We start from the raw sequence: 24,567 nt of genomic DNA on the forward strand, positions 1-24,567 counted from the left end.
GCCGCTGACGCTCTGGAACATGACGTCGGCGGGGCTGTCGCCGCCGCGCTGCGCCGTGAAGTAGTCGGATTGCAGGCCGGAGCGCCAGGGCGGCCGCGTGGGCGTCAGCGCAACCGCGCCAGGCTCGAGCCGCGGACCACGAGCTCGGGCTGCAGCACGATCCGCTGATGCCGGTGTGCGTCGGCCGCCTCCCCCGTCTCCTCGATCAGCAGCTCCGCCGCCGTACGACCCATCCGGAACGCCGGCTGCCGTACGGACGTCAGCGGCACCGCGGCCGCCGCCGCGAACTCGATGTCGTCGTAGCCCACCAGCGCCACGTCCCCCGGCACCGACACCCCCGCCCCGTACAGCGCCTGCAACACCCCCAGCGCCAGCAGGTCGTTGGCGCAGAAGACGGCGGTGGGCCGCGGCGACATCCCCAGCAGCCGCGCCCCCGCGTCCCGCCCCGCCGCCACATCCAGCCGCTCGACCTCGACATGGCGCAGCGCGTCGTCGTCCAGGCCCGCCTCGCGCAGGGCCCGCACCGCGCCGGTGCGGCGGTCGTGGCACTGGGCCAGTTGCATGGGGCCGCTGACATACGCGATGGAGCGGTGGCCCTGGTCGAGGAGGTGGCGGGCGGCGAGCGCGCCGCCGGTGACATCGTCGACCGAGACCGAGCAGCCCTCCGCGCTGGGCACCACCCGGTCGAGGAAGACGAACGGGATGCCGTGCCGCCGGAACGACTCCAGGTTGCGCCCGGTGATGTCGGCGGGGGTGACCAGGACGCCGCGTACTCGCTGCTCGGAGAAGAGCGCCAGATACTCGGCCTCCTCGTCGGGGCTCTGCGCGCTGTTGCACACCATCACCCCGAGCCCCGCCTCACGCGCCGCCCGCTCCGCGCCACTGGCCACATCCACGAAGAACGGATTGGCCATGTCCAGCACCAGCAGTGAAATGATCCGGCTACGGCCCGCCCGCAACTGCCGCGCCGACTCGCTGCGCACATAGCCCAGCCGCTCGATGGTGGCGAGGACCCGGGCCCGGGTCTCCTCCGACACCGACTCCGGACGGTTGATGACGTTGGAGACCGTGCCGACGGAGACCCCTGCCTGGCGGGCCACCTCCTTGATGCCCACCGGCCGTGCCATCAAGCCGCGACTTCCACAAGTTCCAGGCCGGTGAGGTCGGCCAGGGCGCGCAGCTCGGGCAGCAGCCGGCCGGTGGCGAGCGCCCAGTGGTGGGCGACCCCGCTGGCGCTCCAGGCGTCGGTCCACTCCCCCGGGTCGCAGCCGAAGTCGACACGGGAGGTGGTGTTGCCGATCTCCAGCAGTGGACCGCCGACCACCTCGCCCTCGGAGGCGACGATCTTGTAGCGGCCGTCCCGGGTCTGCCCGAGGCCGACGAGAGTGACCGGGCCGTGCCGTACGTCGAACTCGACGGACACGCCCCAGCCGCGCTTGCCGTGGTAGACACCGAGGCCGCGCAGCAGCGGCTTGCGCTCGCTGATGGCCAGGTGGCCGGGCCCGTCGTGGCCCATCTCCACCACCGCGTCCCGGAAGTTCAGCGCCTGCAGCTCGGTGAAGGAGCCGCCCGCGCCGAACCGGTCGCAGATCAGCATGGCCAGGGAGGTGCGCAGCTCGTACTCGCCGGCCGCCGGGACGCCGCGGGCGGTGAGCAGCGACGAGCCGAGGATCATGCCCGCGCCCAGCTTCTCGTGGATCTCACCGTCCAGGCCCCGGTGGTAGTACGCGAGCGAGTCCAGGTCGAAGTCGGCCACCAGCCGGTCCAGGCCGACGGACACCCGCGCCGCCCAGGCCAGGTCCTCCTCCACGACGGAGTCGGCGAGCTCGAACACCTCACGGGTCTCGGCCAGCTTCGCCGTCACCTCGTCGTCCTTGACCTGCTGGACCCGCACCCGCAGATCGTCGAACTCCAGGACCTCGACATGGCCGCCGAGGTTGCCGGTGACCATGGTGAGGTCGGTGGACACGTCGTACATCCCCGGGTAGAGGTGTCCCATCAGCCCGTGGCGGCCGTGGCGCAGGACGGACCGCACCCCGGCGGCCCGGATCCAGCGGCCGATGCGGTCCCAGGCACGCTGGTCCTCCAGGTATCCGGACACCGAGCGGAAGGGGACGCCGACCCGCTCGAAGGCGTTCGCCATCTCGGGCAGCGGACACGCGCCGCAGTAGGCGAGCCAGGCGCCGGTGTCGAAGGACGCGTGGTCCATGGCCTCGGTGGGCTGGAGGTTGATCAGCAGCACGGGGGCGCCACTGCGCTGGGCGATGGGCACCAGCATGGTGGCGGTCATATAGGTGGTGAGAAAGCCGACGATCAGGTCGCAGTCGGCCGCGCGGAGCTTCTCGGCGGCCGCCGCGCCCTCCTGGGCGTCGGAGATGAAGCCCACGTCGACGACCTCGGCGTCGAACTCCCGCATGCGCTCGGTGACCCGGGCCGCGGAGCGGCGCAGCTGCGGGAGCAGATCGGGGAACTGGGGCCAGTAGGCCCCGAGTCCTCCCGCGACCAGTCCGATCTTCGGCTTGCGCGCGACGGCGGGGAGACGTGCGGTCATGGTGGATCTCTCACGTTCCTTTCCTGGTGCGATCGGAGGGGCGGGCCAGGGTGTTTCCCCGGCCCGCCCCTCCCGGGGTCAGGCGAGGTGGAAGACCTCGGTCAGCGGCTTCATCGCCTCATCGGGCTTCGCGCCGTCCAGCGCCTCGAAGAACTCCGCCATCTCCGCCTGCCACCTGGCATTGACGTCCGTCTCCGCCATGGCCGCCTGGGCCGCCGCGAAGTCCTCCGTCTCCAGGTAGCCGACCAGCAGGCCGTCCTCGCGCAGGAAGAGCGAGTAGTTGTGCCAGCCGGTGGCGGAGAGTGCGTCGAGCATCTCGGGCCAGACGGCCGCGTGGCGCTCGCGGTATTCGTCGAGCCGGTCCTGGCGGACCTTCAGCAGAAAACAGACGCGCTGCATGCCAGGGCCGCCTCAGAAGTCGAAGTCGTCGATGTTGTCCTTGTTGAAGACGGTGGGCGGGCCGAGGATGACCTCGCCGTCCTTGCCGATCGTGTACTCGCCGAGCTTGCCGGCCTTGAACTTCTCCCCCTCCGCGCCGGTGATCTGCCCGGACGCCAGCGCCGCGGCCGCGTAGGAGCCGAGGTAGCCGAGCTTCTTCGGGTCCCACAGGGAGAACTGCTCGACCGTGCCGTCCTTGACGTACTTGCGCATCTGGTTGGGCGTGCCGAGGCCGTTGATGACGACCTTGCCCTTGTACGAGGAGTCGCTGATGTAGCGGGCGGCGGCCGCGATGCCGACCGTGGTGGGCGAGATGATGCCCTTCAGGTTCGGGTAGGCCTTGAGCAGGCCCTGGGTCTCCTGGAAGGACTTCTGGTCGTCGTCGTCCCCGTAGGCCGTCTTGACCAGCTTCATGTTCTTGTACTTGGGCTTCTTCAGCTCGTCCTTCATGAACTCGATCCAGGTGTTCTGGTTGGTCGCGTTCTGGGTGGCCGAGAGAATGGCTATCTCGCCCTTGTAGTTGAGCTGCTTCGCGATGTGCTGGACCTGGCTGCGGCCGATCTCCTCCGAGCTGGCCTGGTTGATGAACAGCTGGCGGCATTCCTTGGCCGTGTCGGAGTCGTACGCGACGACCTTGATGTCCTTCTTCATGGCCTGCTTGAGCGGGCCGCAGACCGCATTGGGGTCGTTGGCGGCGATGAGGATGGCGTCCTGCCGCTGCTGGATGAGGGTGTTGATGTACGACACCTGGGAGGAGGCGCTGGCGTCGGAGGGGCCGACCTCCTTGCCCTTGCCGCCGAACTCCCCGGCGGCCTCGATGCCCGCGTCGTCGACGATCTTCTCGTACGGGTTGTTGATCTGCTTGGGCAGGAAGGCGAGCTTGAGCCCCTTCTTCAGCGGGGCGTCGGGGTTGGCCTTCGCGTCGACGGCCTTGGCGCCGCCGCTGTTGTCGTCGGAGGAGTCCTTCTTGGTGGTGCCGCCGCATCCGGCGAGGGTGACGGCCAGGGCACAGGCCGCGGCGACGGAGGCCGCGGCGCGGCGCCCGGAGGACGTACGGAGGAACATGGGGAGACCTTTCGAGAAATGAGGCGTGGGTCGGCGGCGCGTCAGCCCGAGGGGGTGGCGGCGGCTCTCCGGTGGCGCCATTCGCTGACGGTGGAGATCAGACGGGGGGTGAGGACGGAGGCCACCAGCAGCAGTCCGGTGACGATCACCTGGACCTCGTTGGCCACGTCGTTGAGGGTCAGCAGGTTTTTCAGGATGCCGATGAGCAGCACTCCGGCGACCGCGCCGAAGAGGGTGCCCTTCCCGCCGTCGAAGTCGATGCCGCCGAGCAGGACGGAGGCGATGACCAGCATCTCGAAGCCCTGGCCGTTGTCGGCGCGGGCGCTGCCGTAGCGGAGGGTGAACACCACGCCCGCGAAGCTGGAGACGAGCCCGGTGACGACGAACAGCGCGAGCTTGATGCGCTTGACGCGGATGCCGGCGAAGTACGCGGCGTCCTCCTGGGCGCCGATGGCGAACAGCGACCGGCCCAGGCCCGTGGCGTGGAGCACCACCGCGGCGACGACGGCCAGCACGAGGAACAGCGCCACCGGGTAGGTGATGAAGGTGCCGGGGATGGTGGTGGTGTCCACCGCCCACTTGGCGTAGTTCTCGGGGAAGTCGGTGATGGCGTTGGAGCCGAGCACCACGGAGGCCAGCCCGCGGTAGAGGGCGAGGGTGCCGATGGTGACGGCGAGCGAGGGCAGCCCGACCTTGGTGACCAGCCAGCCGTTGAGCAGGCCGCCGGCCACGCCGACCAGCAGCACCACGGGAACGATCGTCTCGAACGCCCAGCCGGAGTTCCACAGCTGCCCGGTGAGGGCGCTGCTCAGCCCCAGCATCGAGGCCACCGACAGATCCACCTGCCCCGCCACCACCAGCAGCGTCATGGGCAGCGCCATCAGCGCGACCTCGGCGATGTCGTTGAAGGCGAAGGCCAGGTTGTCGTGGCTCGCGAAGCCGTCGGTGGTGCCGAGGCCCGTGACGAAGACCGCCACCAGCAGCACGCCGACCGCGGTGTCCCAGCGCAGCCCGCCGCGCAGCCAACTCATCGGGCGCTCCTCTTCCTCAGCGCACGGGTCATGCGCACATTGACGATCCGGTCCACACTGATCGCCGCCAGCAGCAGGGCGCCGGAGATGGCGTCCTCCCAGAAGGAGTCGACCTTCAGGACGGACAGGGCGCTGCCGATGGTGGTGAGCAGCAGCGCGCCCAGCGCCGCACCCCACACGGTGCCGACGCCGCCGACGATGGCGACACCGCCGACCACGACCGCGCTGACCACGGTCAGCTCCCAGCCGTGCGCGTTGTCCGCGACGACGGTGCCGAAGCGGGCCAGCCACAGCGCGCCCGCGAAGCCGGCGACGGCGCCGGAGAAGACGTACGCGCCCAGCACCCGGCGGCGGATCGGCACCCCGGCCAGCCGGGCGGCCTCCGGGCTGGAGCCGATGGCGTACAGCTCGCGGCCGCTGCGGTAGGTGCGCAGGAAGTACGCGGTCGCGGCGAGCACGGCGAAGGAGATCAGTGGCAGATACGGGATGCCCAGCACGCTGCCGCTGCCGAGGTCCAGCACGGGCTGCGGCACATCCGCGGCGTTGATCTGCTCGCCCTCGGCCCACCAGTAGTCGATGCCCTGGATGATGTAGAGCATCCCAAGGGTCACCACCAGCGCCGGCACCTTGCCGAAGCTGACGAGTGCGCCGCTGACCAGGCCGCAGGCCGCGCCGACCGCGATGCCGAGCAGGGCCACCAGCAGCGAGCTGTGGTCCGTGCCGGAGACGAACTTGCCGCAGGCGAAGGCGGAGAGCCCCACCACGGAGCCCACCGACAGGTCGATGTTGCGGGTGACCACGACCACGGACTGCCCTACGGCGAGCAGCACCAGGATCGCCGCGTTGAGCAGCAGGTCCTTGACGCCCTGGTCGTTCAGGAAGCGGGGCTCGGCGATCCAGGTGAAGAGCACCAGGAGCACCAGGGCGCCGGCGATGCTGATCTCGCGGGCCCGGAATACGGTGTCGACCAGCGAGCGCGCGGAGCGGCCCGCCTCGGCCTGGGCCGTGGGCTTTTCGATGGTGGCCGTCATGCCGCAGCCCTTCCCTTGCCGGTACGGCCGGTCGCGGCGGCCATGACGGACTCCTCGGTGGCCTCGGCGCGCGGGATCTCCGCGACCAGGCGGCCCTCGTGCATCACCAGGACCCGGTCGGCCATGCCCAGCACCTCGGGCAGGTCGGAGGAGATCATCAGCACCGCGAGCCCCTCGGCGGCCAGCGACGACAGCAGCCGGTGCACCTCGGCCTTCGTGCCGACGTCGATGCCGCGCGTCGGCTCGTCGACGATGAGCACCGCCGGGTCGGTGGCCAGCCACTTGGCGAGCACGACCTTCTGCTGGTTGCCGCCGGACAACACGCCGACGTGGTCGCTCAGCTTGCCGTACTTGAGCTGCAGCCGGGCGGCCCAGTCGGTGGCCCGGCCGCGCTCCAGGGCCCGCTTGACGAGCCCCTTGCCGCTGATCCGGTCCAGTCCCGTCAGGCCGATGTTCCGCTCGATGGACATCTCCATGACCAGGCCGCGCTGGCGCCGGTCCTCGGGTACGAGCGCGAGCCCGGCGGCCATCGCGGCGGTCGGCGAGCCGGGCCGCAGCTGCTTCCCGGCCACCCGCACCTCGCCCGCGTCCGCCCGGTCGACCCCGAAGACGGCCTGTGCCACCTCGGTGCGGCCCGCGCCGACCAGCCCGGCCAGCGCGACGATCTCGCCCCGGCGCACATCGAAGGACACGTCCCGGAACACGCCCTCGCGGGTCAGCCGCCGCACCGACAGTGCCGTCTCGCCGACCCGCGTGTCCTGCTTGGGATACAGCTCGTCCAGGTCCCGGCCCACCATGCGGCGCACCAGGTCGTCCTCGGTCAGGCCCTCCAGCGGCTCGGAGGCCACCCAACGGCCGTCCCGCAGGGTGGTCACCCGCTGGCAGAGGCGGAAGATCTCCTCCAGCCGGTGCGAGATGAACAGCACGGCCGCGCCCTCGGCGCGCAAGGCCTCGACGACCGAGAAGAGCCGGGCGGTCTCGCTGCCGGTGAGGGCGGCGGTCGGCTCATCCATGATCAGCACCCGGGCGTCGAAGGAGAGCGCCTTGGCGATCTCCACGATCTGCTGGTCGGCGATGGACAGCCCGCGGGCGGGCCGGTCAGGGTCCAGGGCCACCCCGAGCCGCCCCATCAGCGCGGCCGTCGCGCCGCGCACCGCCTTGTGGTCGATCCGGCCGAGCCGCCGCCGGGGCTGGCGGCCCATGAAGATGTTCTCGGCGATCGACAGGTCGGGGAAGAGCGTGGGCTCCTGGTAGATGACGGCGATGCCCACGTCACGGGCGTCGGCGGGGCCGTGGAAGACCACCGGTTCGCCCTCGAGCAGCACCTGCCCGGCGTCGGGGCGGTGCACCCCGGCGAGCGTCTTGATGAGCGTCGACTTGCCGGCGCCGTTCTCGCCGGCGAGGGCGTGCGCCTCGCCCGGGAACAGCTCGAGGGAGACGTCCCGCAAGGCCCGGACAGCACCGAAGGATTTGTTCACCCCCTTGAGGGCGAGGACCGGAACTCCGGTCGAAACAGCCTGGCTCACGGTGTCGGTTTCTCCTTGCTTCCCTGCCAGAGTGGCCTTCCGGCCGAGGGGGAAATGAAATGTTTCAAAGTCGGTGTCGGGAAGCTAGCCCGGCGATTTGCGACCGTCAAGGGGGTATGCGCAGGTAAACCAAGTCGTTGTAGTCGCCTCTTGACGCGCCTACGGCGGTGGACCTACGGTCCAGACGCTTCTGCATTGAATCGTTTTTCCATGTCAGCGACCCCGAGCTCGGGGCCGCACCGCTTCTTGACGCCCGCCACCCACAGGGCTAGCGTCTGTTGAATCGTTTCATAGTTGCCCTCGAGGAGACGCATGTCTGACGTTTCGGCCGTGAAGGCGGCCCTCAAGACCCAGGCCATCGAGACGCCGTCATGGGCGTACGGCAACTCTGGAACCCGCTTCAAGGTCTTCGCCCAGCCCGGTGTCCCACGCACCCCGCAGGAGAAGCTCGACGACGCCGCCCAGGTACACGCCTTCACCGGGGTGGCTCCCACCGTCGCCCTGCACATCCCCTGGGACAAGGTGGACGACTACGCGGGGCTCGCCAAGCACGCGGAGGAGCGCGGGCTGAGGCTCGGCGCGATCAACTCCAACGTCTTCCAGGACGACGACTACAAGCTCGGCTCGGTCACCAACCCCGACCCCGAGATCCGCGGCAAGGCGCTCGCCCACCTCATGGAATGCGTCGACATCATGGACGCGACGGGCTCCCGCGACCTCAAGCTCTGGTTCTCCGACGGCACCAACTACCCCGGCCAGGACGACATCGCCGCCCGCCAGGACCGGCTCGCCGAGGCCCTGCAGGCCGTCTACGAGCGACTGGGCGACGACCAACGGCTGCTGCTGGAGTACAAGTTCTTCGAGCCCGCCTTCTACACCACCGACGTCCCCGACTGGGGCACCGCCTACGCCCACTGCCTCAAGCTCGGCCCCAAGGCCCAGGTCTGCGTGGACACCGGCCACCACGCGCCCGGCACGAACATCGAGTTCATCGTCGCGCTGCTGCTGCGGGAGGGGAAGCTCGGCGCGTTCGACTTCAACTCCCGCTTCTACGCGGACGACGACCTCATGGTGGGCGCGGCGGACCCCTTTCAGCTCTTCCGGATCATGTACGAGGTGGTCCGCGGCGGCGGCCTGGACTCGGGCATCGCGTTCATGCTGGACCAGTGCCACAACATCGAGCCGAAGATCCCGGCGATCATCCGGTCGGTGATGAACGTGCAGGAGGCGACGGCGAAGGCCCTGCTGGTCGACCCGGACGCGCTGGCCGCCGCGCAGACGTCGGGAGACGTCCTCGGCGCCAACGCGGTGCTGATGGACGCCTACAACACCGACGTGCGGCCGCTGCTGGCGGAAGTCCGCGAGGAGCTGGAGATCGACCCCGATCCGATGGCGGCGTACAAGGCCTCCGGATGGGCGGAGAAGATCGTGGCGGATCGGGTGGGCGGAACGCAGGCGGGCTGGGGCGCGTAGCGCCTCCGGCGCGGTGTCGCATCGCCGCCGCGGCTCCGCCGCGCGGCGCGGCGGGTTCCCGGGGCTCCGCCCCAGGGGGCCGGGCTGCTCGGCTACCGCTGAGAGGGCCCAAGGCCGGGCCGGGGCGTGCGACGACGGTGGGGCGGATGCCGACGCCCCGCCCGCCGCGGGCGGGCCCGGGGGCTCCGCCGCCCTGTCGGCCCCGGCAACGGAGTGGATACCCAGGCCCCGCAACGGCTTGGACAGCGGGGCAGCGATCACGCCCCCGGCCGGTTTCCCTGGCCGGAGGCGCACCAGCCGGCCAGCGGACGCGCCCAAGTCGGGGCGAGCCCGCCTGGTGGGGCGGGAACAGCGAGGCCCCGCCTCGCATCGGGCTGCCGCCCCGCGCTCCCGGGAGGGGCGAGGCGGAACCGTGAGGGCCCATTCCCTCCAGGAATGGGCCCGTTCGATGGATTGGCCGACTTCACCAACACAACACACGAAGAGGAAGAACTTGACTTCCTCCCCCTCCTGAAGGAGGGGGATTCCTACAGCTCGCGTCGTAGGGGTTCCTGTTTCATCGCCGACTGCCCGCCCGGAGTGCTCCGTTGAGGTCTTACACCGGCTCCACAGGCCGACACCGCCAGCCCGGCGGCCTTGAGGTTCTTTGCCGCGTTCACATCGCGGTCGTGGGTGATGCCGCAGTCGCACGTCCACGTGCGGACGTTGAGCTGCATCTTGTCCTGCAAAGCCCCGCAGTTCGAGCACAGCCTGGAGGAGGGGAACCAGCGGTCGACCGCGATCACTTCGCGGCCGTACCAGGCTGCCTTGTACTCCAGCATGCTGCGGAACTCGCTCCACGCCGCGTCGGAGATGGCACGGGCGAGTTTGCCGTTCTTCAGCAGGTTCCGAACGGTGAGGTCCTCGATCACGATCGTTTGGTTTTCACGAACGAGCCGAGTGGTGATCTTGTGCAGGTTGTCGCGTCGCCGGTCGGCGATGCGCGCGTGGATACGGGCCACCTTCCGGCGGGCCTTGGCCCGGTTCGCACCGTCTCCCCTGGCCTTACGGGACAGATTCCGCTGTGCCTTGGCGAGACGTGCGCGGTCGCGCCGCTCATGCCGGGGGTTGGTGATCTTCTCGCCGGTGGACAGGGTCAGCAGGTGGTCCAGTCCGGCGTCCACGCCGACAGCGCTCCCATTGTCGGAGAGCGGCCGCACGGACGGGTCCTCGCACAGAAGGGACACGTACCAGCGTCCGGCCGCGTCCTGCGACACCGTCACCGTGGACGGCTGCGCGTCCTTCGGCAGGGGACGGGACCACACGATGTCGAGCGGGTCCGCCATCTTCGCCAGGGTCAGCATGCCGTCACGGAACCGGAAAGCGCTGGTGGTGCACTCGGCAAACTTCCGGGACGTCTTCCGCGGCTTGAACCGCGGGTACTTGGCCCGCTTGGCGAAGAAGTTGGTGAACGCCGTCTGAAGGTGACGCAGGGCCTGCTGGAGCGGGACGGAGGAGACTTCGTTGAGGTACGCGAGTTCCCCGGTCTTCTTCCACGCGGTCAGCATCGCCGACGTGGCGTTGTAGTTGACCCGCTCCTGCCGCAGCGTCCACGCCTCCGTGCGCGCCGCAAGCGCGAGGTTGTAGACCTTCCGCACGCACCCGAACGTGCGCGACAGCTCGGCTGCCTGCGCATCGGTCGGATAGAAGCGGTACTTGAAAGCAGACACCGGTCTGCCCGGGCGGCGAACCGCCTTTCCTTGCCCTGCTCCGCAGGAGTCCGATTCCTCCCCGCTCTGAAGGGCGGGGTTTCCTCAGAGGAGATCCGATGACCGCAGAACTGCGCCTCGAAGCGGCCGCCCTGCTCGAGCGATCACACCGCCTCGGGGCCGACCCCCGGAACACCAACTACGCCGGCGGGAACACCTCCGCCAAGGGCACCGCGACCGACCCCGTCACCGGGCAGGACGTCGAGTTGATGTGGGTCAAGGGCTCCGGAGGAGACCTGGGCACCCTGACCGCGGCCGGTCTCGCCGCGTTGCGGCTGGATCGGTTGCGGGCGCTGACCGAGGTGTATCCGGGGGTTGACCGCGAGGACGAGATGGTTGCCGCGTTCGACTTCTGCCTGCACGGGAAGGGCGGCGCCGCGCCGTCCATCGACACCGCCATGCACGGCCTGGTCAACGCCGCCCATGTCGACCACCTGCACCCCGACTCCGGCATCGCGCTCGCATGCGCCGCCGATGGTGAGGCGCTGACCAAGGAATGTTTCGGCAACCAGGTCGTATGGGTTCCCTGGCGCCGGCCCGGGTTCCAGCTCGGGCTGGACATCGCCGCCATCAAGAAGGCCAACCCCGAGGCGATCGGCTGCATTCTGGGCGGCCACGGCATCACCGCCTGGGGCGACACCTCCGACGAGTGCGAGGCCAACTCGCTCCGTATCATCCGCACTGCCGAGCAGTTCCTCGTCGAGCGCGGCAAGGAGGACCCCTTCGGCCCCGTCGTCCCCGGCTACGAACCTCTCCCCGAGTCCGAACGCCGCGCCCGCGCCGCCGCGCTGGCCCCCGTCCTCCGTGGCCTCGCCTCCACGGACCGCCCCCAGGTGGGCCACTACAACGACGCCGACGCCGTCCTCGACTTCGTCTCCCACGCCGAACACCCGCGTCTCGCCGCGCTCGGCACCTCCTGCCCGGACCACTTCCTCCGTACGAAGGTCCGCCCCCTGGTCCTCGACCTCCCGCCCACGGCCCCCCTCGACGAGACGATCGCCCGCCTCAAGGAGCTGCACGCCGCATACCGGACCGACTACCAGGCGTACTACGAGCGGCACGCCACCCCCGACTCCCCCGCGATGCGTGGCGCCGACCCGGCGATCGTGCTCATCCCGGGTGTCGGGATGTTCAGTTACGGCAAGGACAAGCAGACGGCCCGGGTGGCGGGCGAGTTCTACGTCAACGCGATCAATGTGATGCGCGGCGCCGAGGCCGTATCGGCGTACTCCCCCATCGAGGAGTCGGAGAAGTTCCGCATCGAGTACTGGGCGCTTGAGGAGGCCAAGCTTCAGCGGATGCCGAAGCCCAAGCCGCTGGCGACCCGTATCGCCCTGGTGACCGGCGCCGGTTCGGGCATCGGCAAGGCGATCGCGAGCCGCCTGGTGGCCGAGGGCGCCTGCGTCGTCGTGGCCGACATCAACGCCGAGAACGCCGCGGCCGTGGCCACCGAACTGGGCGGACCCGACAAGGCCGTCCCCGTCACCGTCGACATCACCTCCGAAGAGCAGATCACAGCGGCCTTCCGGGAAACCCTTCTGGCCTTCGGCGGGCTCGACCTCCTGGTCAACAACGCGGGGATCTCCATCTCCAAGCCCCTCCTCGAAACCACCGCCAAGGACTGGGACCTTCAGCACGACATCATGGCGCGCGGCAGCTTCCTCTCCTCCCGCGAGGCGGCCCGGGTCATGATCGACCAGAACATGGGGGGCGACATCATCTACATCGCCTCCAAGAACTCGGTCTTCGCGGGCCCGAACAACATCGCCTACTCCGCCACCAAGGCCGATCAGGCCCATCAAGTGCGCCTGCTCGCCGCCGAGTTGGGTGATCATGGCATCCGTGTCAACGGGGTCAACCCCGACGGAGTGGTGCAGGGCTCGGGAATCTTCGCTGGCGGCTGGGGCGCGCAGCGGGCCGCCACGTACGGCATCCCCGAAGAAGAGCTGGGCAAGTTCTACGCCCAGCGCACCCTGCTCAAGCGCGAGGTCCTGCCCGAACACGTGGCGAACGCGGTCTTCGCGCTCACCGGGGGCGACCTGACGCACACCACCGGTCTACACGTCCCGGTCGACGCCGGGGTCGCGGCGGCCTTCCTGCGCTGACGCGCACGTGAGGGGGTGGGGGTGCCTTCAAGGCCCCGCCCCCGCCTCGTACCCACGCACCGCAACGACACCCCCGAGGACCCCGTGCCACCCACCGAAACGTACTTCGCCGCCGTAGACCTAGGCGCGTCCAGCGGCCGCGTCATGGTCGGCACGGTCGCCCCCGGCGCCCTCACGCTCCAGGAGGTGCACCGCTTCCCCAACCGCCCGGTCCGCGTGGGCGGCACTCTGCACTGGGACATCCTCGCCCTCTACCAGGGCGTCCTGGACGGCCTCCGCGCCGCGGCCGAGGCCGCCCGTGCCGCGAACACCCGCCTGGCCGGCGTCGGCATCGACAGCTGGGCCGTGGACTACGGCCTCCTCGGCGCCGACGGCGCGCTGCTCGGCAACCCCGTCCACTACCGCGACACGCGCACCGACGGCGCGGCCGAGAAGGTCGCGGCGGTGCTCCCGCCCCAGGACCTGTACGCGGCCACCGGCCTCCAGCACCTCCCCTTCAACACCATCTACCAGCTGACCGCCGCCCAGGGCGGCTCGCCCCTGGCCGCCGCACACCGTCTCCTCCTCATCCCGGACCTCATCTCGTACTGGCTGACGGGCGAGGCCGGCACCGAGCTGACCAATGCGTCCACCACCCAGCTGATCGACCCGCGCACCCGCGACTGGTCCCGCGCCGTCGCCGCCGTCGCCGACACCCTCGGCATCGACCTGTCGCTCTTCCCACCCCTGCGCCACCCCGGCGACCCGGCGGGAACGCTACGCCCGGACGTCCTGTCCGCGACCGGCATCGAGGCCCCCATCCCCGTCACCGCCGTGGGCTCGCACGACACCGCCTCGGCCGTCGTCGGCGTCCCCGCCACCACGCCCGACTTCGCGTACATCGCCACCGGCACCTGGTCCCTGGCCGGGCTGGAGCTCGACGCCCCGGTCCTCACCGAGGCGAGCCGGCGCGCCAACTTCACGAACGAACTCGGTGTGGACGGCACGGTCCGGTATCTGCGCAACATCATGGGCCTGTGGATGCTCCAGGAGTGCCTGCGCACCTGGGAAACCGAAGGGACCCCCCAGAACCTGCAAACACTCCTGGACCAGGCGGCCCGGGCCACCCCGCTCCGCTCGGTGGTCGACGCCGGGGCCGCGGAGTTCATCGCCCCGGACCGGATGCCCGACCGGATCGCGGAGGCCTGCCGCCGCACCGGCCAGCCGGCCCCCCGCACCCCAGCCGAAACCGCCCGCTGCGTCCTGGACTCCCTCGCGCTCGCCCACCGCCGCGCGATCCTGGATGCCCAGCGCCTGTCCGGCCGTACGGTCCGCACCGTGCACATCGTCGGGGGCGGCGCGCAGAACGCGCTGCTGTGCCGGCTGACCGCCGACGCCTGCGGGCTGCCGGTGGTCGCGGGCCCGGCGGAGGCGGCCGCGCTCGGCAACATCCTGGTGCAGGCCCGGACCGCGGGGGTGGTCAGCGGCGGCCTGTCCGAGCTGCGTGGGCTGCTTCACAGCACCCAGCCGCTGAGGCAGTATGAGCCTTCGGGTGATCAAGCGGCGTGGTCCCGGGCGGCCGCCCTCGTCGAGGGCGGGCGGGCCGAGGGCCAGGAGGAGGAACCGTGCGCGTAGCGCTCTTCATCACCTGCGTCAACGACACGCTCTATCCCCGCACCGGGCAGGCCGTCGTCACCCTCCTCGAACGGCTGGGGGTCGACGTCGGCTTCCCGCCGGGGCAGAGCTGCTGCGGCCAGGCGCAGTTCAATACCGGCTACCGCCACGAGACCGAGCCCTTGGTACGCCGTTACGCCGACGTGTTCCAGGACTACGACTACGTGGTCACCCCTTCCGGGTCGTGCGCCGCCATGGTGCGCGACAACTATCCGAGGATCGGGGCGAAGGCGGCCGCCGAGGGCCGTGGCCAGGAGCTGACCCAGCTCGCCGCCGCGGCAGTACCCAAGACGTACGAACTCACCGAGTTCATCACCGACGTCCTCAAGGTGACCGATGTCGGGGCGTACTACCCACACACCGTGACCTACCACCCCACCTGCCACGGCCTGCGGATGCTGGGCCTGGGGGACCGGCCGCGCAGACTGCTGTCGGCCGTCAAGGGGCTTGAGCTGGTCGAGCTGCCGGGCGCCGAGGAGTGCTGCGGCTTCGGCGGCACGTTCGCCGTCAAGAACACGGCGGTCTCGGCCGCGATGGGCGCCGACAAGGCGCGCAACATCACCGCGACCGGGGCCGAGGCGGTGTGCACGGTCGACAACTCCTGCCAGATGCACATCGGCGGGACGCTCGCCCGCCAGGGCTCGACGGTCCGCCCGGTCCACATCGCCGAGATCCTGGCGAGCACCGAAGGAGACGTCTGGTGACCGGCACCTACCTGGGCATGCCCGCCTTCCCCGACGCGGCCGCCACCTCGACCAAGAACACACAGCTGCGCGCCAATCTGCGGCACGCCACCCACACCATCCGCGCCAAGCGCGCCACGGCCGTCGCGGAGCTGGACGACTGGGGCGAGCTGCGCGCCGCGGGCGCGGCGATCAAGGACCGTACGCTGCGCCATCTCGACCACTACCTGGAGCGGTTGGAGAGCGCCGTGACGGCGGCGGGCGGCCAGGTGCACTGGGCTGCGGACGCGGACGAGGCGAACCGGATCGTCACCGAGCTGGTCCGGGCCACCGGCGAGCGCGAGGTCGTCAAGGTCAAGTCGATGGCCACGCAGGAGATCGGCCTGAACGACGCGCTCGCCCAGGCGGGCATCCGCGCGTACGAGACCGATCTGGCGGAGCTCATCGTGCAGCTCGGCGACGACCTGCCCTCGCACATCCTGGTGCCCGCGATCCACCGCAACCGCACCGAGATCCGCGACATCTTCACCCGCCAGATGGCCCGCTGGGGCCGCCCCGCGCCGGAGGGGCTGACGGACGCCCCGGCCGATCTGGCGGAGGCGGCCCGGCTGCATCTGCGCGAGAAGTTCCTGAACGCCAAGGTCGGCATCTCGGGTGCCAACTTCATGGTGGCCGAGACCGGCACGCTGGTCGTGGTCGAGTCCGAGGGCAACGGCCGGATGTGCCTGACCCTCCCCGAGACGCTGATCTCCGTCGTGGGCATCGAGAAGGTGGTACCCACGTGGCAGGACCTGGAGGTCTTCCTCCAACTCCTCCCCCGCTCCTCGACGGCGGAGCGGATGAACCCGTACACCTCCACCTGGACCGGCACCACCGACGGCGACGGCCCGCGCACCTTCCACCTGGTCCTCCTCGACAACGGCCGCACGGACACCCTCGCCGACACCGTCGGCCGCCAGGCGCTGCGCTGTATCCGCTGCTCGGCGTGTCTCAATGTGTGCCCGGTGTACGAGCGGGCGGGCGGCCATGCGTACGGGTCGGCGTACCCGGGGCCGATCGGGGCGATCCTCACGCCGCAGCTGCGCGGCACACAGAGCGAGCTGGACGCCTCGCTGCCGTACGCCTCGTCGCTGTGCGGCGCGTGCTACGAGGTGTGCCCGGTCGCCATCGACATCCCGGAGATCCTGGTCCACCTGCGCGAGCGGGTGGTCGAGGGCGGCCCGGCGTCGGTGCGCGGGACCCGGACCGTCATCAAACCGGCCAAGGGGCATGCCGCGGAGCGCGCCGCCATGCGGGCGGCGCGCTGGGCCTTCGACCACCCGGGCGTGCTGCGCGCCGGGCAGCGGCTGGCCTCCCGTACCCGCCGCTTCCACCCGCGCCGGCTGCCGGGGCCGGGGCGGGCGTGGACGGACACCCGGGAGCTGCCGGACGTGCCCGCCGAGTCGTTCCGGGACTGGTGGCGCAGAACACGCGGCGATGAGGGCCCGAGCGAGAGCCACACGCGAAGCAAGGGGAACCCGGGCGACAAGGGGCACAAGGAGAACAAGGGGAAGAGGACGACGACGTGAGCAGCCGAGACCTGGTGCTGGCCCGCGTCCGCCGCGCGCTGGCGGACGTCCCCCGTACGGAGCGCCCGTCCGAGGCCCCCGTGGACCGCGGCTATGCGCGGGCCCACGGAAACCGGACCACATCGCAGACCGTGGATCTGCTCGCGGAGAACCTCGCGGATTACCGGGCGGTCGTCCACCGTACGGACCCGGAGGGGCTCCCGGGCCTGATCGCCTGGTTGCTGGACGGGCGCGGCGCGACCAGCGTGGTGCTGCCGCCCGGTCTGCCCGACGGCTGGCTTTCGGCCGTCGACGCGCAGCGGGTGGAGCGGATCGCGGACACCCCGGAGCTCACCCCGCACGACCTGGACGCGGTCTCCAGCGTCGTGACGGGCTGCGCGGTGGCCGTGGCGGAGACGGGGACCGTCGTGCTGGACGCGGGCCCGGACCAGGGGCGTCGGCGTATCACGCTGGTGCCCGACCACCACATCTGTGTCATCCGGGTGCCCGAGCAGGTCGTGGACTCCGTGCCGCAGGCGCTGGAACGGCTCGCTCCGGGGCGCCCGTTGACGTGGATCTCCGGGCCGTCCGCGACGAGCGACATCGAGCTGGACCGGGTGGAGGGGGTGCACGGACCGCGCACCCTGGAGGTCGTCCTCGTCGAGAGCTGAGGTCACACGGGGGCCGCGGCGGCCGTCCAGGGCCCTGCGCCGGATGCGGTGTTGCTCACATACCCGCGGTAACAGCGCACTTGAACGGTTTGCACCGGTGCCGTTGTCGGTGGGTGCCCGTACTCTAATGCCCATGCGTCCGACTCCTACTCACCACGAACCCGCTTTAATCACCACCTCCACCGACCAGGCGAACGAAGCGATCCGCGTGTTTCTGCGCGCGCGGGCCGGCCGGGCGCTGCTCCCGCAGGAGCGGGTCGAATACGGTCGGTTGCTCACGGTCTACACCAGGGCGCTGCGGGGAGAGGTCGAGCAGGCGGCGTGAGCCGCTGCGGCGCGCCGGGGGGCGTGTCGCGGGTCACGCTCTGCGCGTGTGGCCTGAACTACCCCTTGTGATGGAGTATCACCGTCCATAGGTTGTGAACTCGTTGTGCGCCCTGCCGCTTGACGCGGGGGTGGAGCGGCAGGGCGCCTGCCACATCACGGGGGGAATGGACCACCCATGCGCACAGCGGGAAGAGTCGTGCTCGGTGTGACAGCCGTCGCGGTCGTGGGCGTAGCGGGCCTCGGCGCGTACAACCTGTACACCGGGCTCACCGGAGGCAACGAGGGGCCGGGCCACGACGGCGCGGTGACCGCGTCCGAAGTGCGGGAGACCGCGCACAAGTTCCTGGCCGCCTGGGCCGATCAGAACGATCTGCGGGCCTCGCAGCTCACCAATGACGCCGAGTCCGCCGTGGCCGCGCTGAGCGGCTACCGCAAGGACGGCCATGTGGCAAAGGTGACGCTCAAGGCGGGCCGGCCACAGGGCACCCGGGTGCCGTTCGACGTCACGGCCGACATCTCCTTCGAGGACGCCCGCTCCACCTGGACCTATGCCTCGGAGCTGTCCGTGGTGCGCGGCAGGACCACGGGCAGGCCGCTGGTCGACTGGACGCCCGCCGTGCTGCACCCCAAGCTGACGGCCGAGCGTCCGGCCCTGCGGACGGGGCTCGCCGAGTCGGTGTCGGTCCGGGTGGTCGACCGGGACGGCAAGGAGCTGACGAAGGACCGCTATCCCTCGCTCGGCCCGGTGCTGGCACAACTCCGCACGAGGTACAGCGCCGCCACGGGAGCCGGCAACCGGGTCGAGGTGTGGGCGGCCGGCGCGAGCGACGAGTCCACGACCATGCTCCATGTGGTGGCCAAGGGCAAGCGGGGCACGCTGCACACGACGCTTGACGCGCAGGTGCAGAGCCGCGCCGAAAAGGCGGTGGCGGGGCGTACGGGCGCCTCGGTGGTCGCGCTCAAGCCCAGCACGGGCGAGGTGCTCGCGGTCGCCAACTCCGACCGGGCCGAGTTCAACGCGGCCTTCCAAGGGGCCACCGCGCCCGGCTCGACGTTCAAGATCGTCACCTCCGCGGCGCTGCTGGAGTCCGGCAAGGTCACGCCCGGCCGCGCGGTGCCCTGCCCCAAGACCACCTCGTACCAGCAGGGCATGACCTTCCACAACGTCGAGGACAGCGAGAATCCCGCCGCCACCTTCGCGCAGGACTTCGCCGCCTCCTGCAACACCGCCTTCGTCTCGCTGGCCGGCGATCTGTCCGACGGCGCCGTCGCGGACGAGGCGCGGGCCGTGTTCGGGATCGGGCTCGACTGGCATGTGGGGGTGGAGACCTTCGACGGCTCGGTCCCCACGGGCAGCGGGGACGACAAGGCCGCCGCGCTGATCGGGCAGGGCAGGGTGCAGATGAACCCGCTCACCGTGGCCTCGGTCGCGGCCACGGCCCAGACCGGTGCGTTCCGGCAGCCCGTCATCGTGCCGCGGTCCCTGATCAGCGAGAAGAAGGCGACGGCGGCGCGCGCTTTGAGCCCGGCGGCCGTCCAGCAGCTGAAGGCCATGATGCGGCTCACCGCGACCAGTGGCACGGCGGCGCGCGCGATGTCCGGGCTCACCGGGGACATCGGGGCGAAGACGGGCTCCGCCGAGATCGACGGGCAGCCGACTACGAACGCCTGGTTCACGGCCTACCGCAACGACATGGCAGCCGCCGCCGTGGTGGTCCAGGGCGGCCACGGCGGCGACGCCGCGGGTCCGGTCGTCCGGGATGTGCTCACGGCCCACGGCTGACCCGCCCCGGGACCTCAGCGAGGGGCTGACCGTGAGGGCGGCCTAGTTGTTGATCGGCCAGCGGGTCAGAGATATGTCTTCCCCGCAGTCCTGGGTGTCCGTGGTGCCCCGGCACACCGTCAGCCGGCCGGTGGTGGTCAGCCCATAGGACTTCCGCATGTTGACGGGAGCGACTCCGCCACCGCATTGGGAGGCCTGCTTGGTGTAGGGGGTGACCACCCAGTCGTCGGTCCACCGGACCCAGACCGAGAAGCATTCGGTGCCCGTGTTCCGGAGTTCTCCCTGGACCACGAGATCTGTATGGATGTCGACCCGTTCGGTCCACCGGGTCCCCGACGCGGTGGACGAACCGTGGGTTGCCGACCACGGCACCGGAGCGGCGGCCGAATTCACGGGAGCGGCCGCCGCCGAGTTCGCCGCCGTCGGCCCGCTTCGTACAATGGTTGCGCGAAGGGGTTGTCCAGGTGCGGCGCGCGGCCTAATGTGGCGCGGCGTCATACGGGCCGCACCACCGAGCACGGAGGACCCGGCGTGAAGCGCACGTCCCGCGACATCCGCACCGAGAACCGCTACGACGTGCTGCGCCACATCATCGCCGAATCCCCCGTCTCCCGGCAGCAGCTCGCCGCCGCGACCGGACTGAGCCTGGCCACCGTCGCCACCCTCGTCGGCGAGCTGCTGGACTTCGGCATGCTGGTGGAGGGCGGATACGAGGACTCCGACGGCGGCCGGCCGCGCGGCCTGGTCACCGTCAACGCCTCCGGCGGCGCGCTGATCGGCGTGGACGTGGCCGAGACCTACGTCCACGTGGAGCTGTTCGATCTGGCCCTGACCGTGCTGGCCCGCGCCGACGAGGAGCTGCGCCCCGGCGAGCGGGACGCGGCGCGGGTCGTCGGGCGCATCGCCGCCGCCGTGGCCGGTGTCGTGGAGCGGTCGGCCGTCGCCGCGGACCGGGTGCTGGGTGTCGGGGTCAGCATGCCGGGGCAGGTGGACCGCGAGGGCGGGGTCTCCGTCTACGCCGCCAACTGGAACTGGCACGACGTCCCGCTGCTGGACCTGCTGGCCGAACACCTCCCTTACTCGCTCCACCTCGACAACCCGCTGCGCGCCAGCACCGTAGCCGAGCAGTGGTTCGGCGCGGCGCGCGGCCGCGGTGACGCCATCGTGGTCAACCTGGGCACGGGGGTGGGGGCCGGGTTCGCGCTGGGCGGCACGCTGCACCGGGGGGTGACCAACAGCGCCGGCGAGTGGGGGCACACCACCCTGGTCCTGGACGGGCGGCTGTGCCACTGCGGCAACCACGGCTGTGTGGAGACATACGTGGGCGCCCCCGCGATCATGCTCAGCCTCCGTGAGCTGAGCCCCGACAGCCCCCTGCTGCACCCGGACGACCAGACCGCCACCATCGAGGCGCTCGGCCGGGCGCTGGCCGAGGGCGATCCGGTGGCCACGCAGGTGGTCCGCGAGACCGCCCGCTATCTCGGCGCGGCCCTGGCCGACCTGGTCAATCTGCTCAACCCGGAGGTGATCGTGCTCAGTAGCTGGGTGGCGGCCGCGCTGGGCGAGCCGCTGCTGGCCGAGGTGCGCGAGGCGGTGGCGCGGCGCGCCCTGCGCCGCCCCTTCGCGAGCGTCGAGATCGTGCTGTGCCCGATCCCGTCCAACCCCGTGAGCCTCGGGGCCGCGACCTTCGCCCTGGAGGGCTCGCTCGCGGCCATGAGATCGAAGCATCACCGCGCCCCCGCCGCGAGCGGCCGTGGCGGCAACTCCTGACGGAAGCGGCCACATGACAGCGGCCGCCAGAAGGCGCACGCCCAGCAAGCGCTTGCAACAGACTTCATCCAACCCCTTGCAAAAGTCCTCCGCCGCTCGTTAACGTCCCCTGCTGGCGGCCCAGGCCAAGTGCTTCGGGCCGGCGCGCTCGGGCCGCTGGGGCGCGTGCCGACCGATCGTCGTCCCCCTCCTGCCATCGCCGACCGAGGAGACCGATGAGCACCACCCCCGACACCCCGCTCCCCTACTACGAGGACGTGTCCCCGGGCAGCGGAGGGCTGCCGCCGCGCTCCTGGACCCCCGGGTCCGACGCCGCGCGGCTGGGCCTGGGCGGCGACTGGGCCTTCCGGCTGTCGCCGACCGCCACCGCCGAGGACGAGTCCTTCGCCGGCCCCGACTACGACGCCTCCGGCTGGGACACGGTCGCCGTGCCGGGCCACTGGGTGCTGCAGGGCCACGGCGCGCCCATCTACACCAATGTGCTGTATCCGTTCCCGGTCGACCCGCCGCGGGTGCCCACCGAGAACCCGACCGGCGACCACCGCCGGGTCTTCGACCTGCCCGGGGACTGGCCGGCCGACGGCGGGGCCGTGCTGCGGTTCGAGGGCGTGGAGTCCTGCGCCCGGGTCTGGCTCAACGGGCAGGAACTGGGCGTCTTCAAGGGCAGCCGGCTGCCGCACGAGTTCGCGGTGGGCGAGCTGCTGCGGCCGCGCGGCAATGTGCTGGCCGTGCGCGTCCACCAGTGGTCCTCGGGCAGTTACCTGGAGGACCAGGACCAGTGGTGGCTGCCCGGGATCTTCCGCGAGGTGACCCTGCTGCACCGCCCGGCCGACGCGGTCACCGACTTCTTCGTCCACGCCTCCTACGACCACGCCTCCGGCGAGGGCACGCTGCGGGTCGACGCCGAGCCCGGCGGCCGGGTCACCGTGCCGGAGCTGGGACTGGACCTGGCCACTGGTGAGAGCGCGACCGTGGCCGTCGAGCCGTGGACGGCCGAGACCCCGCGTCTGTACGAGGCCACGCTCGCCACCGGCGGCGAGCGGGTGGCGCTGCGGGTGGGCTTCCGTACGGTCGTCGTCGAGGACGGCGTGATCAAGGTCAACGGCAAGCGGGTGCTGTTCCGCGGGGTCAACCGGCACGAGTTCCACCCCGAGACCGGGCGCGCCGTGGACCTGGAGACCATGCGCCAGGACCTGGTGCTGATGAAGCGGCACAACATCAACGCCGTACGCACCAGCCACTACCCGCCGCACCCCGCCTTCCTGGACCTGTGCGACGAGCTGGGCCTGTGGGTGATCGACGAGTGCGACCTGGAGACCCACGGCTTCGGCGACATCGGCTGGCGCAACAACCCGGTCGACGACGACCGCTGGACCCCGGCCCTGGTGGACCGGGCCCGCCGGATGGTCGAGCGCGACAAGAACCACGCGTCGGTGGTGATCTGGTCGCTGGGCAACGAGTGCGGCACCGGCCGCGGGCTGACGGCCATGGCCGAGTGGATCCGCGAGCGCGACCCCTCGCGCGTGATCCACTACGAGGGCGACATGTCCTGCGCCGACACGGACGTCTACTCGCGGATGTACGCCTCGCACGAGGAGGTCGACCAGATCGGCCGGCGCACCGAGGCCCCCCTGGCGGACGCCGAGCTGGACGCCAAGCGCCGCGCGCTCCCCTTCATCCAGTGCGAGTACGCGCACGCCATGGGCAACGGGCCGGGCGGACTCAGCGATTACCAGCGGTTGTTCGAGGCGCACGAGCGCTGCCAGGGCGGCTTCGTATGGGAGTGGATCGACCACGGCATCGCCAAGCGAACCGCCGAGGGCGAGCTCTTCTACGGGTACGGCGGGGACTTCGGCGAGGAGCTGCACGACGGCAACTTCGTCTGCGACGGCCTGATCTTCCCCGACCGCACCCCCTCCCCCGGCCTGATCGAGTACAAGAAGGTCATCGAGCCGGTCCGGATCGAGGGCGACGGCGCGGCGGGCACGGTCCGGGTCACCAACACCCACGACTTCGCCGACCTGTCTCATCTGGCGTTCTCCTGGGTCTACGAGGCCGAGGGCGTGGAGGTCGGCGGCGGCGAGCTGGCGGTCCCGCCGCTGGCCCCGGGCGAGTCCGCCGACCTCAAGCTCCCCGACCGGCCCGCGACGGGCGCCGACGGCGAGGCGCTGTGGACCGTACGGGCACGGCTCGCGGCCGACACCGCGTGGGCGCAGGCGGGCCACGAGGTGGCCTGGGGCCAGTTCCCGGCCGCCGCCCCGGCCGCCTCGCCCGCCACAACAGCCACTGTCGCGCCGCGCCGCGAGGACGGCGCGATCGTGCTGGGCCCGGGCGGCTTCGACCCGGCCACCGGCGCTCTGGTCTCCCTCGGGGGCCTCGCGGTCACCGGCCCCCGGCTCGACGTGTGGCGCGCGCCCACCGACAACGACAACGGCGCGTCCTGGCAGTCCGACGAGCGCTACGGACTGATGTGGCGCCGGCTCGGCCTGCACCGCCTCCACCACCGCGTCGACGCGGTGGAGGTGGCGGACGACGCCCTGACCGTCCGCACCCGCGTCGCCCCCGCGGCCACCGACGTCGGCCTGGAGGCCGTCTACCGCTGGACCGCCGACACCGACGCCCCGGACCGGCTGCGCCTGACCGTCTCCGTCACCCCCCGCGGCGAGTGGACCTGCCCGCTGCCGCGCCTGGGCGTGCGGCTCGGCGTCCCCGCGTCGCTGGGCCGGGCCGAGTGGTTCGGCGGCGGCCCCGGCGAGGCGTACCCGGACACCCATGCCGCCTCCCGGATCGGCCGGTGGACGCTGTCGGTCGACGACATGCAGACGCCGTACGTCAGGCCGCAGGAGAACGGGGCCCGCGCGGACGTCAGGTGGGCGCGGCTGACCGGCGAGGACGGGGCCGGGATCGCGGTGGAGGGCGCGCCGCCGTTCTGGTTCACGGCACGGCGGTGGACCACGGAGCAGCTGGACGCGGCCGAGCACACGCCGGAACTGTCCCCGTCGGCGGACACGGTGTGGGTGAACCTCGACCACGGGCAGCAGGGCATCGGCAGCCAGTCGTGCGGGCCCGGGGCGCTTCCCCAGTACCGCCTCGACGCCGGCCCCGCCGAGTTCACCTTCACCTTCTCGCGCGTCTAGAAGGGGGTTGGTGGTGGATTCGAGCCGG

19 protein-coding genes are annotated in these 24,567 nt (G+C 71.3%); 10 read left to right on the forward strand and 9 right to left on the reverse strand.

Going from position 1 to position 24,567, the window contains the following annotated elements:
- Positions 1-104: 104 nt before the first annotated feature.
- From PV419_RS26175 to PV419_RS26205, 7 genes are all read right to left on the reverse strand, one after another.
- The gene (locus PV419_RS26175) at positions 105-1,127 is read right to left on the reverse strand and encodes a LacI family DNA-binding transcriptional regulator (protein WP_319692794.1); all 1,023 of its coding nucleotides are present in this window, start codon (positions 1,125-1,127) and stop codon (positions 105-107) included.
- Positions 1,127-2,551 (reverse strand): L-fucose/L-arabinose isomerase family protein, encoded by a 1,425-nt coding sequence (locus PV419_RS26180; RefSeq protein ID WP_319692799.1) that lies wholly within the window; start codon positions 2,549-2,551, stop codon positions 1,127-1,129. Before PV419_RS26180 ends, PV419_RS26175 begins: the two co-directional genes overlap by 1 nt.
- 78 nt (positions 2,552-2,629) lie before the next feature.
- On the reverse strand, positions 2,630-2,950 hold the full coding sequence (locus PV419_RS26185) for an L-rhamnose mutarotase (protein ID WP_319692805.1): 321 nt from the start codon (positions 2,948-2,950) through the stop codon (positions 2,630-2,632).
- Between the two features lie 12 nt (positions 2,951-2,962).
- Positions 2,963-4,054 carry a rhamnose ABC transporter substrate-binding protein gene (gene rhaS / locus PV419_RS26190; RefSeq protein ID WP_319692815.1) on the reverse strand — a complete coding sequence of 364 codons (1,092 nt, stop codon included), beginning with the start codon at positions 4,052-4,054 and terminating at the stop codon, positions 2,963-2,965.
- Between the two features lie 41 nt (positions 4,055-4,095).
- The gene (locus PV419_RS26195; RefSeq protein ID WP_319692822.1) at positions 4,096-5,085 is read right to left on the reverse strand and encodes an ABC transporter permease; all 990 of its coding nucleotides are present in this window, start codon (positions 5,083-5,085) and stop codon (positions 4,096-4,098) included.
- On the reverse strand, positions 5,082-6,116 hold the full coding sequence (locus PV419_RS26200) for an ABC transporter permease (protein WP_319692826.1): 1,035 nt from the start codon (positions 6,114-6,116) through the stop codon (positions 5,082-5,084). The genes PV419_RS26195 and PV419_RS26200 overlap by 4 nt, the downstream gene beginning before the upstream one ends.
- Positions 6,113-7,642, reverse strand: a complete 1,530-nt coding sequence (locus PV419_RS26205; RefSeq protein ID WP_319692835.1) for a sugar ABC transporter ATP-binding protein — start codon at positions 7,640-7,642, stop codon at positions 6,113-6,115. Before PV419_RS26205 ends, PV419_RS26200 begins: the two co-directional genes overlap by 4 nt.
- 312 nt (positions 7,643-7,954) lie before the next feature.
- Here PV419_RS26205 and rhaI point away from each other — a divergent pair, with 312 nt between their 5' ends.
- Positions 7,955-9,115, forward strand: a complete 1,161-nt coding sequence (gene rhaI / locus PV419_RS26210; RefSeq protein ID WP_319692839.1) for an L-rhamnose isomerase — start codon at positions 7,955-7,957, stop codon at positions 9,113-9,115.
- Positions 9,116-9,642: 527 nt separating this feature from the next.
- On the opposite strand, the gene PV419_RS26215 is transcribed toward rhaI, so the two are convergent.
- Positions 9,643-10,824, reverse strand: coding sequence for an RNA-guided endonuclease TnpB family protein (locus PV419_RS26215; RefSeq protein WP_319692844.1), 1,182 nt, complete (start codon positions 10,822-10,824; stop codon positions 9,643-9,645).
- Positions 10,825-10,922: 98 nt separating this feature from the next.
- Between PV419_RS26215 and PV419_RS26220 the strand changes: the two genes are divergently transcribed.
- From PV419_RS26220 to PV419_RS26250, 7 genes are all read left to right on the forward strand, one after another.
- Positions 10,923-12,968, forward strand: coding sequence for a bifunctional aldolase/short-chain dehydrogenase (locus PV419_RS26220; protein WP_319692849.1), 2,046 nt, complete (start codon positions 10,923-10,925; stop codon positions 12,966-12,968).
- Positions 12,969-13,052: 84 nt separating this feature from the next.
- Positions 13,053-14,582, forward strand: a complete 1,530-nt coding sequence (locus PV419_RS26225) for a rhamnulokinase family protein (protein ID WP_319692858.1) — start codon at positions 13,053-13,055, stop codon at positions 14,580-14,582.
- Complete coding sequence (locus tag PV419_RS26230; RefSeq protein ID WP_319692862.1) at positions 14,573-15,325, forward strand: (Fe-S)-binding protein; 753 nt, start codon at positions 14,573-14,575, stop codon at positions 15,323-15,325. The genes PV419_RS26225 and PV419_RS26230 overlap by 10 nt, the downstream gene beginning before the upstream one ends.
- Positions 15,322-16,872: a lactate utilization protein B gene (locus tag PV419_RS26235; protein ID WP_319692867.1), complete on the forward strand. Its 1,551-nt coding sequence runs from the start codon at positions 15,322-15,324 to the stop codon at positions 16,870-16,872. Before PV419_RS26230 ends, PV419_RS26235 begins: the two co-directional genes overlap by 4 nt.
- Positions 16,869-17,522, forward strand: a complete 654-nt coding sequence (locus PV419_RS26240; RefSeq protein WP_319692872.1) for a lactate utilization protein C — start codon at positions 16,869-16,871, stop codon at positions 17,520-17,522. Before PV419_RS26235 ends, PV419_RS26240 begins: the two co-directional genes overlap by 4 nt.
- Before the next feature lie 133 nt (positions 17,523-17,655).
- Positions 17,656-17,847 (forward strand): hypothetical protein, encoded by a 192-nt coding sequence (locus PV419_RS26245; RefSeq protein WP_319692875.1) that lies wholly within the window; start codon positions 17,656-17,658, stop codon positions 17,845-17,847.
- 177 nt (positions 17,848-18,024) lie between these two features.
- Positions 18,025-19,632 (forward strand): penicillin-binding transpeptidase domain-containing protein, encoded by a 1,608-nt coding sequence (locus PV419_RS26250; RefSeq protein WP_319692881.1) that lies wholly within the window; start codon positions 18,025-18,027, stop codon positions 19,630-19,632.
- A 42-nt stretch (positions 19,633-19,674) separates the two neighbouring features.
- Here the strand turns inward: PV419_RS26250 and PV419_RS26255 are convergent, their stop codons facing one another.
- On the reverse strand, positions 19,675-19,923 hold the full coding sequence (locus PV419_RS26255; RefSeq protein WP_319692888.1) for a hypothetical protein: 249 nt from the start codon (positions 19,921-19,923) through the stop codon (positions 19,675-19,677).
- A 240-nt stretch (positions 19,924-20,163) separates the two neighbouring features.
- On the opposite strand from PV419_RS26255, the gene PV419_RS26260 reads away from it, so the two are divergent.
- Entirely contained in the window at positions 20,164-21,402 is a 1,239-nt protein-coding gene (locus tag PV419_RS26260; RefSeq protein WP_319692893.1) for an ROK family transcriptional regulator, read from the forward strand.
- A gap of 215 nt (positions 21,403-21,617) precedes the next feature.
- Positions 21,618-24,539, forward strand: coding sequence for a glycoside hydrolase family 2 TIM barrel-domain containing protein (locus PV419_RS26265; protein ID WP_319692897.1), 2,922 nt, complete (start codon positions 21,618-21,620; stop codon positions 24,537-24,539).
- Positions 24,540-24,567 lie beyond the last annotated feature (28 nt).

Origin of the sequence: Streptomyces sp. ME19-01-6, from assembly GCF_033793745.1 — a bacterium.
GTDB lineage: Bacteria > Actinomycetota > Actinomycetes > Streptomycetales > Streptomycetaceae > Streptomyces.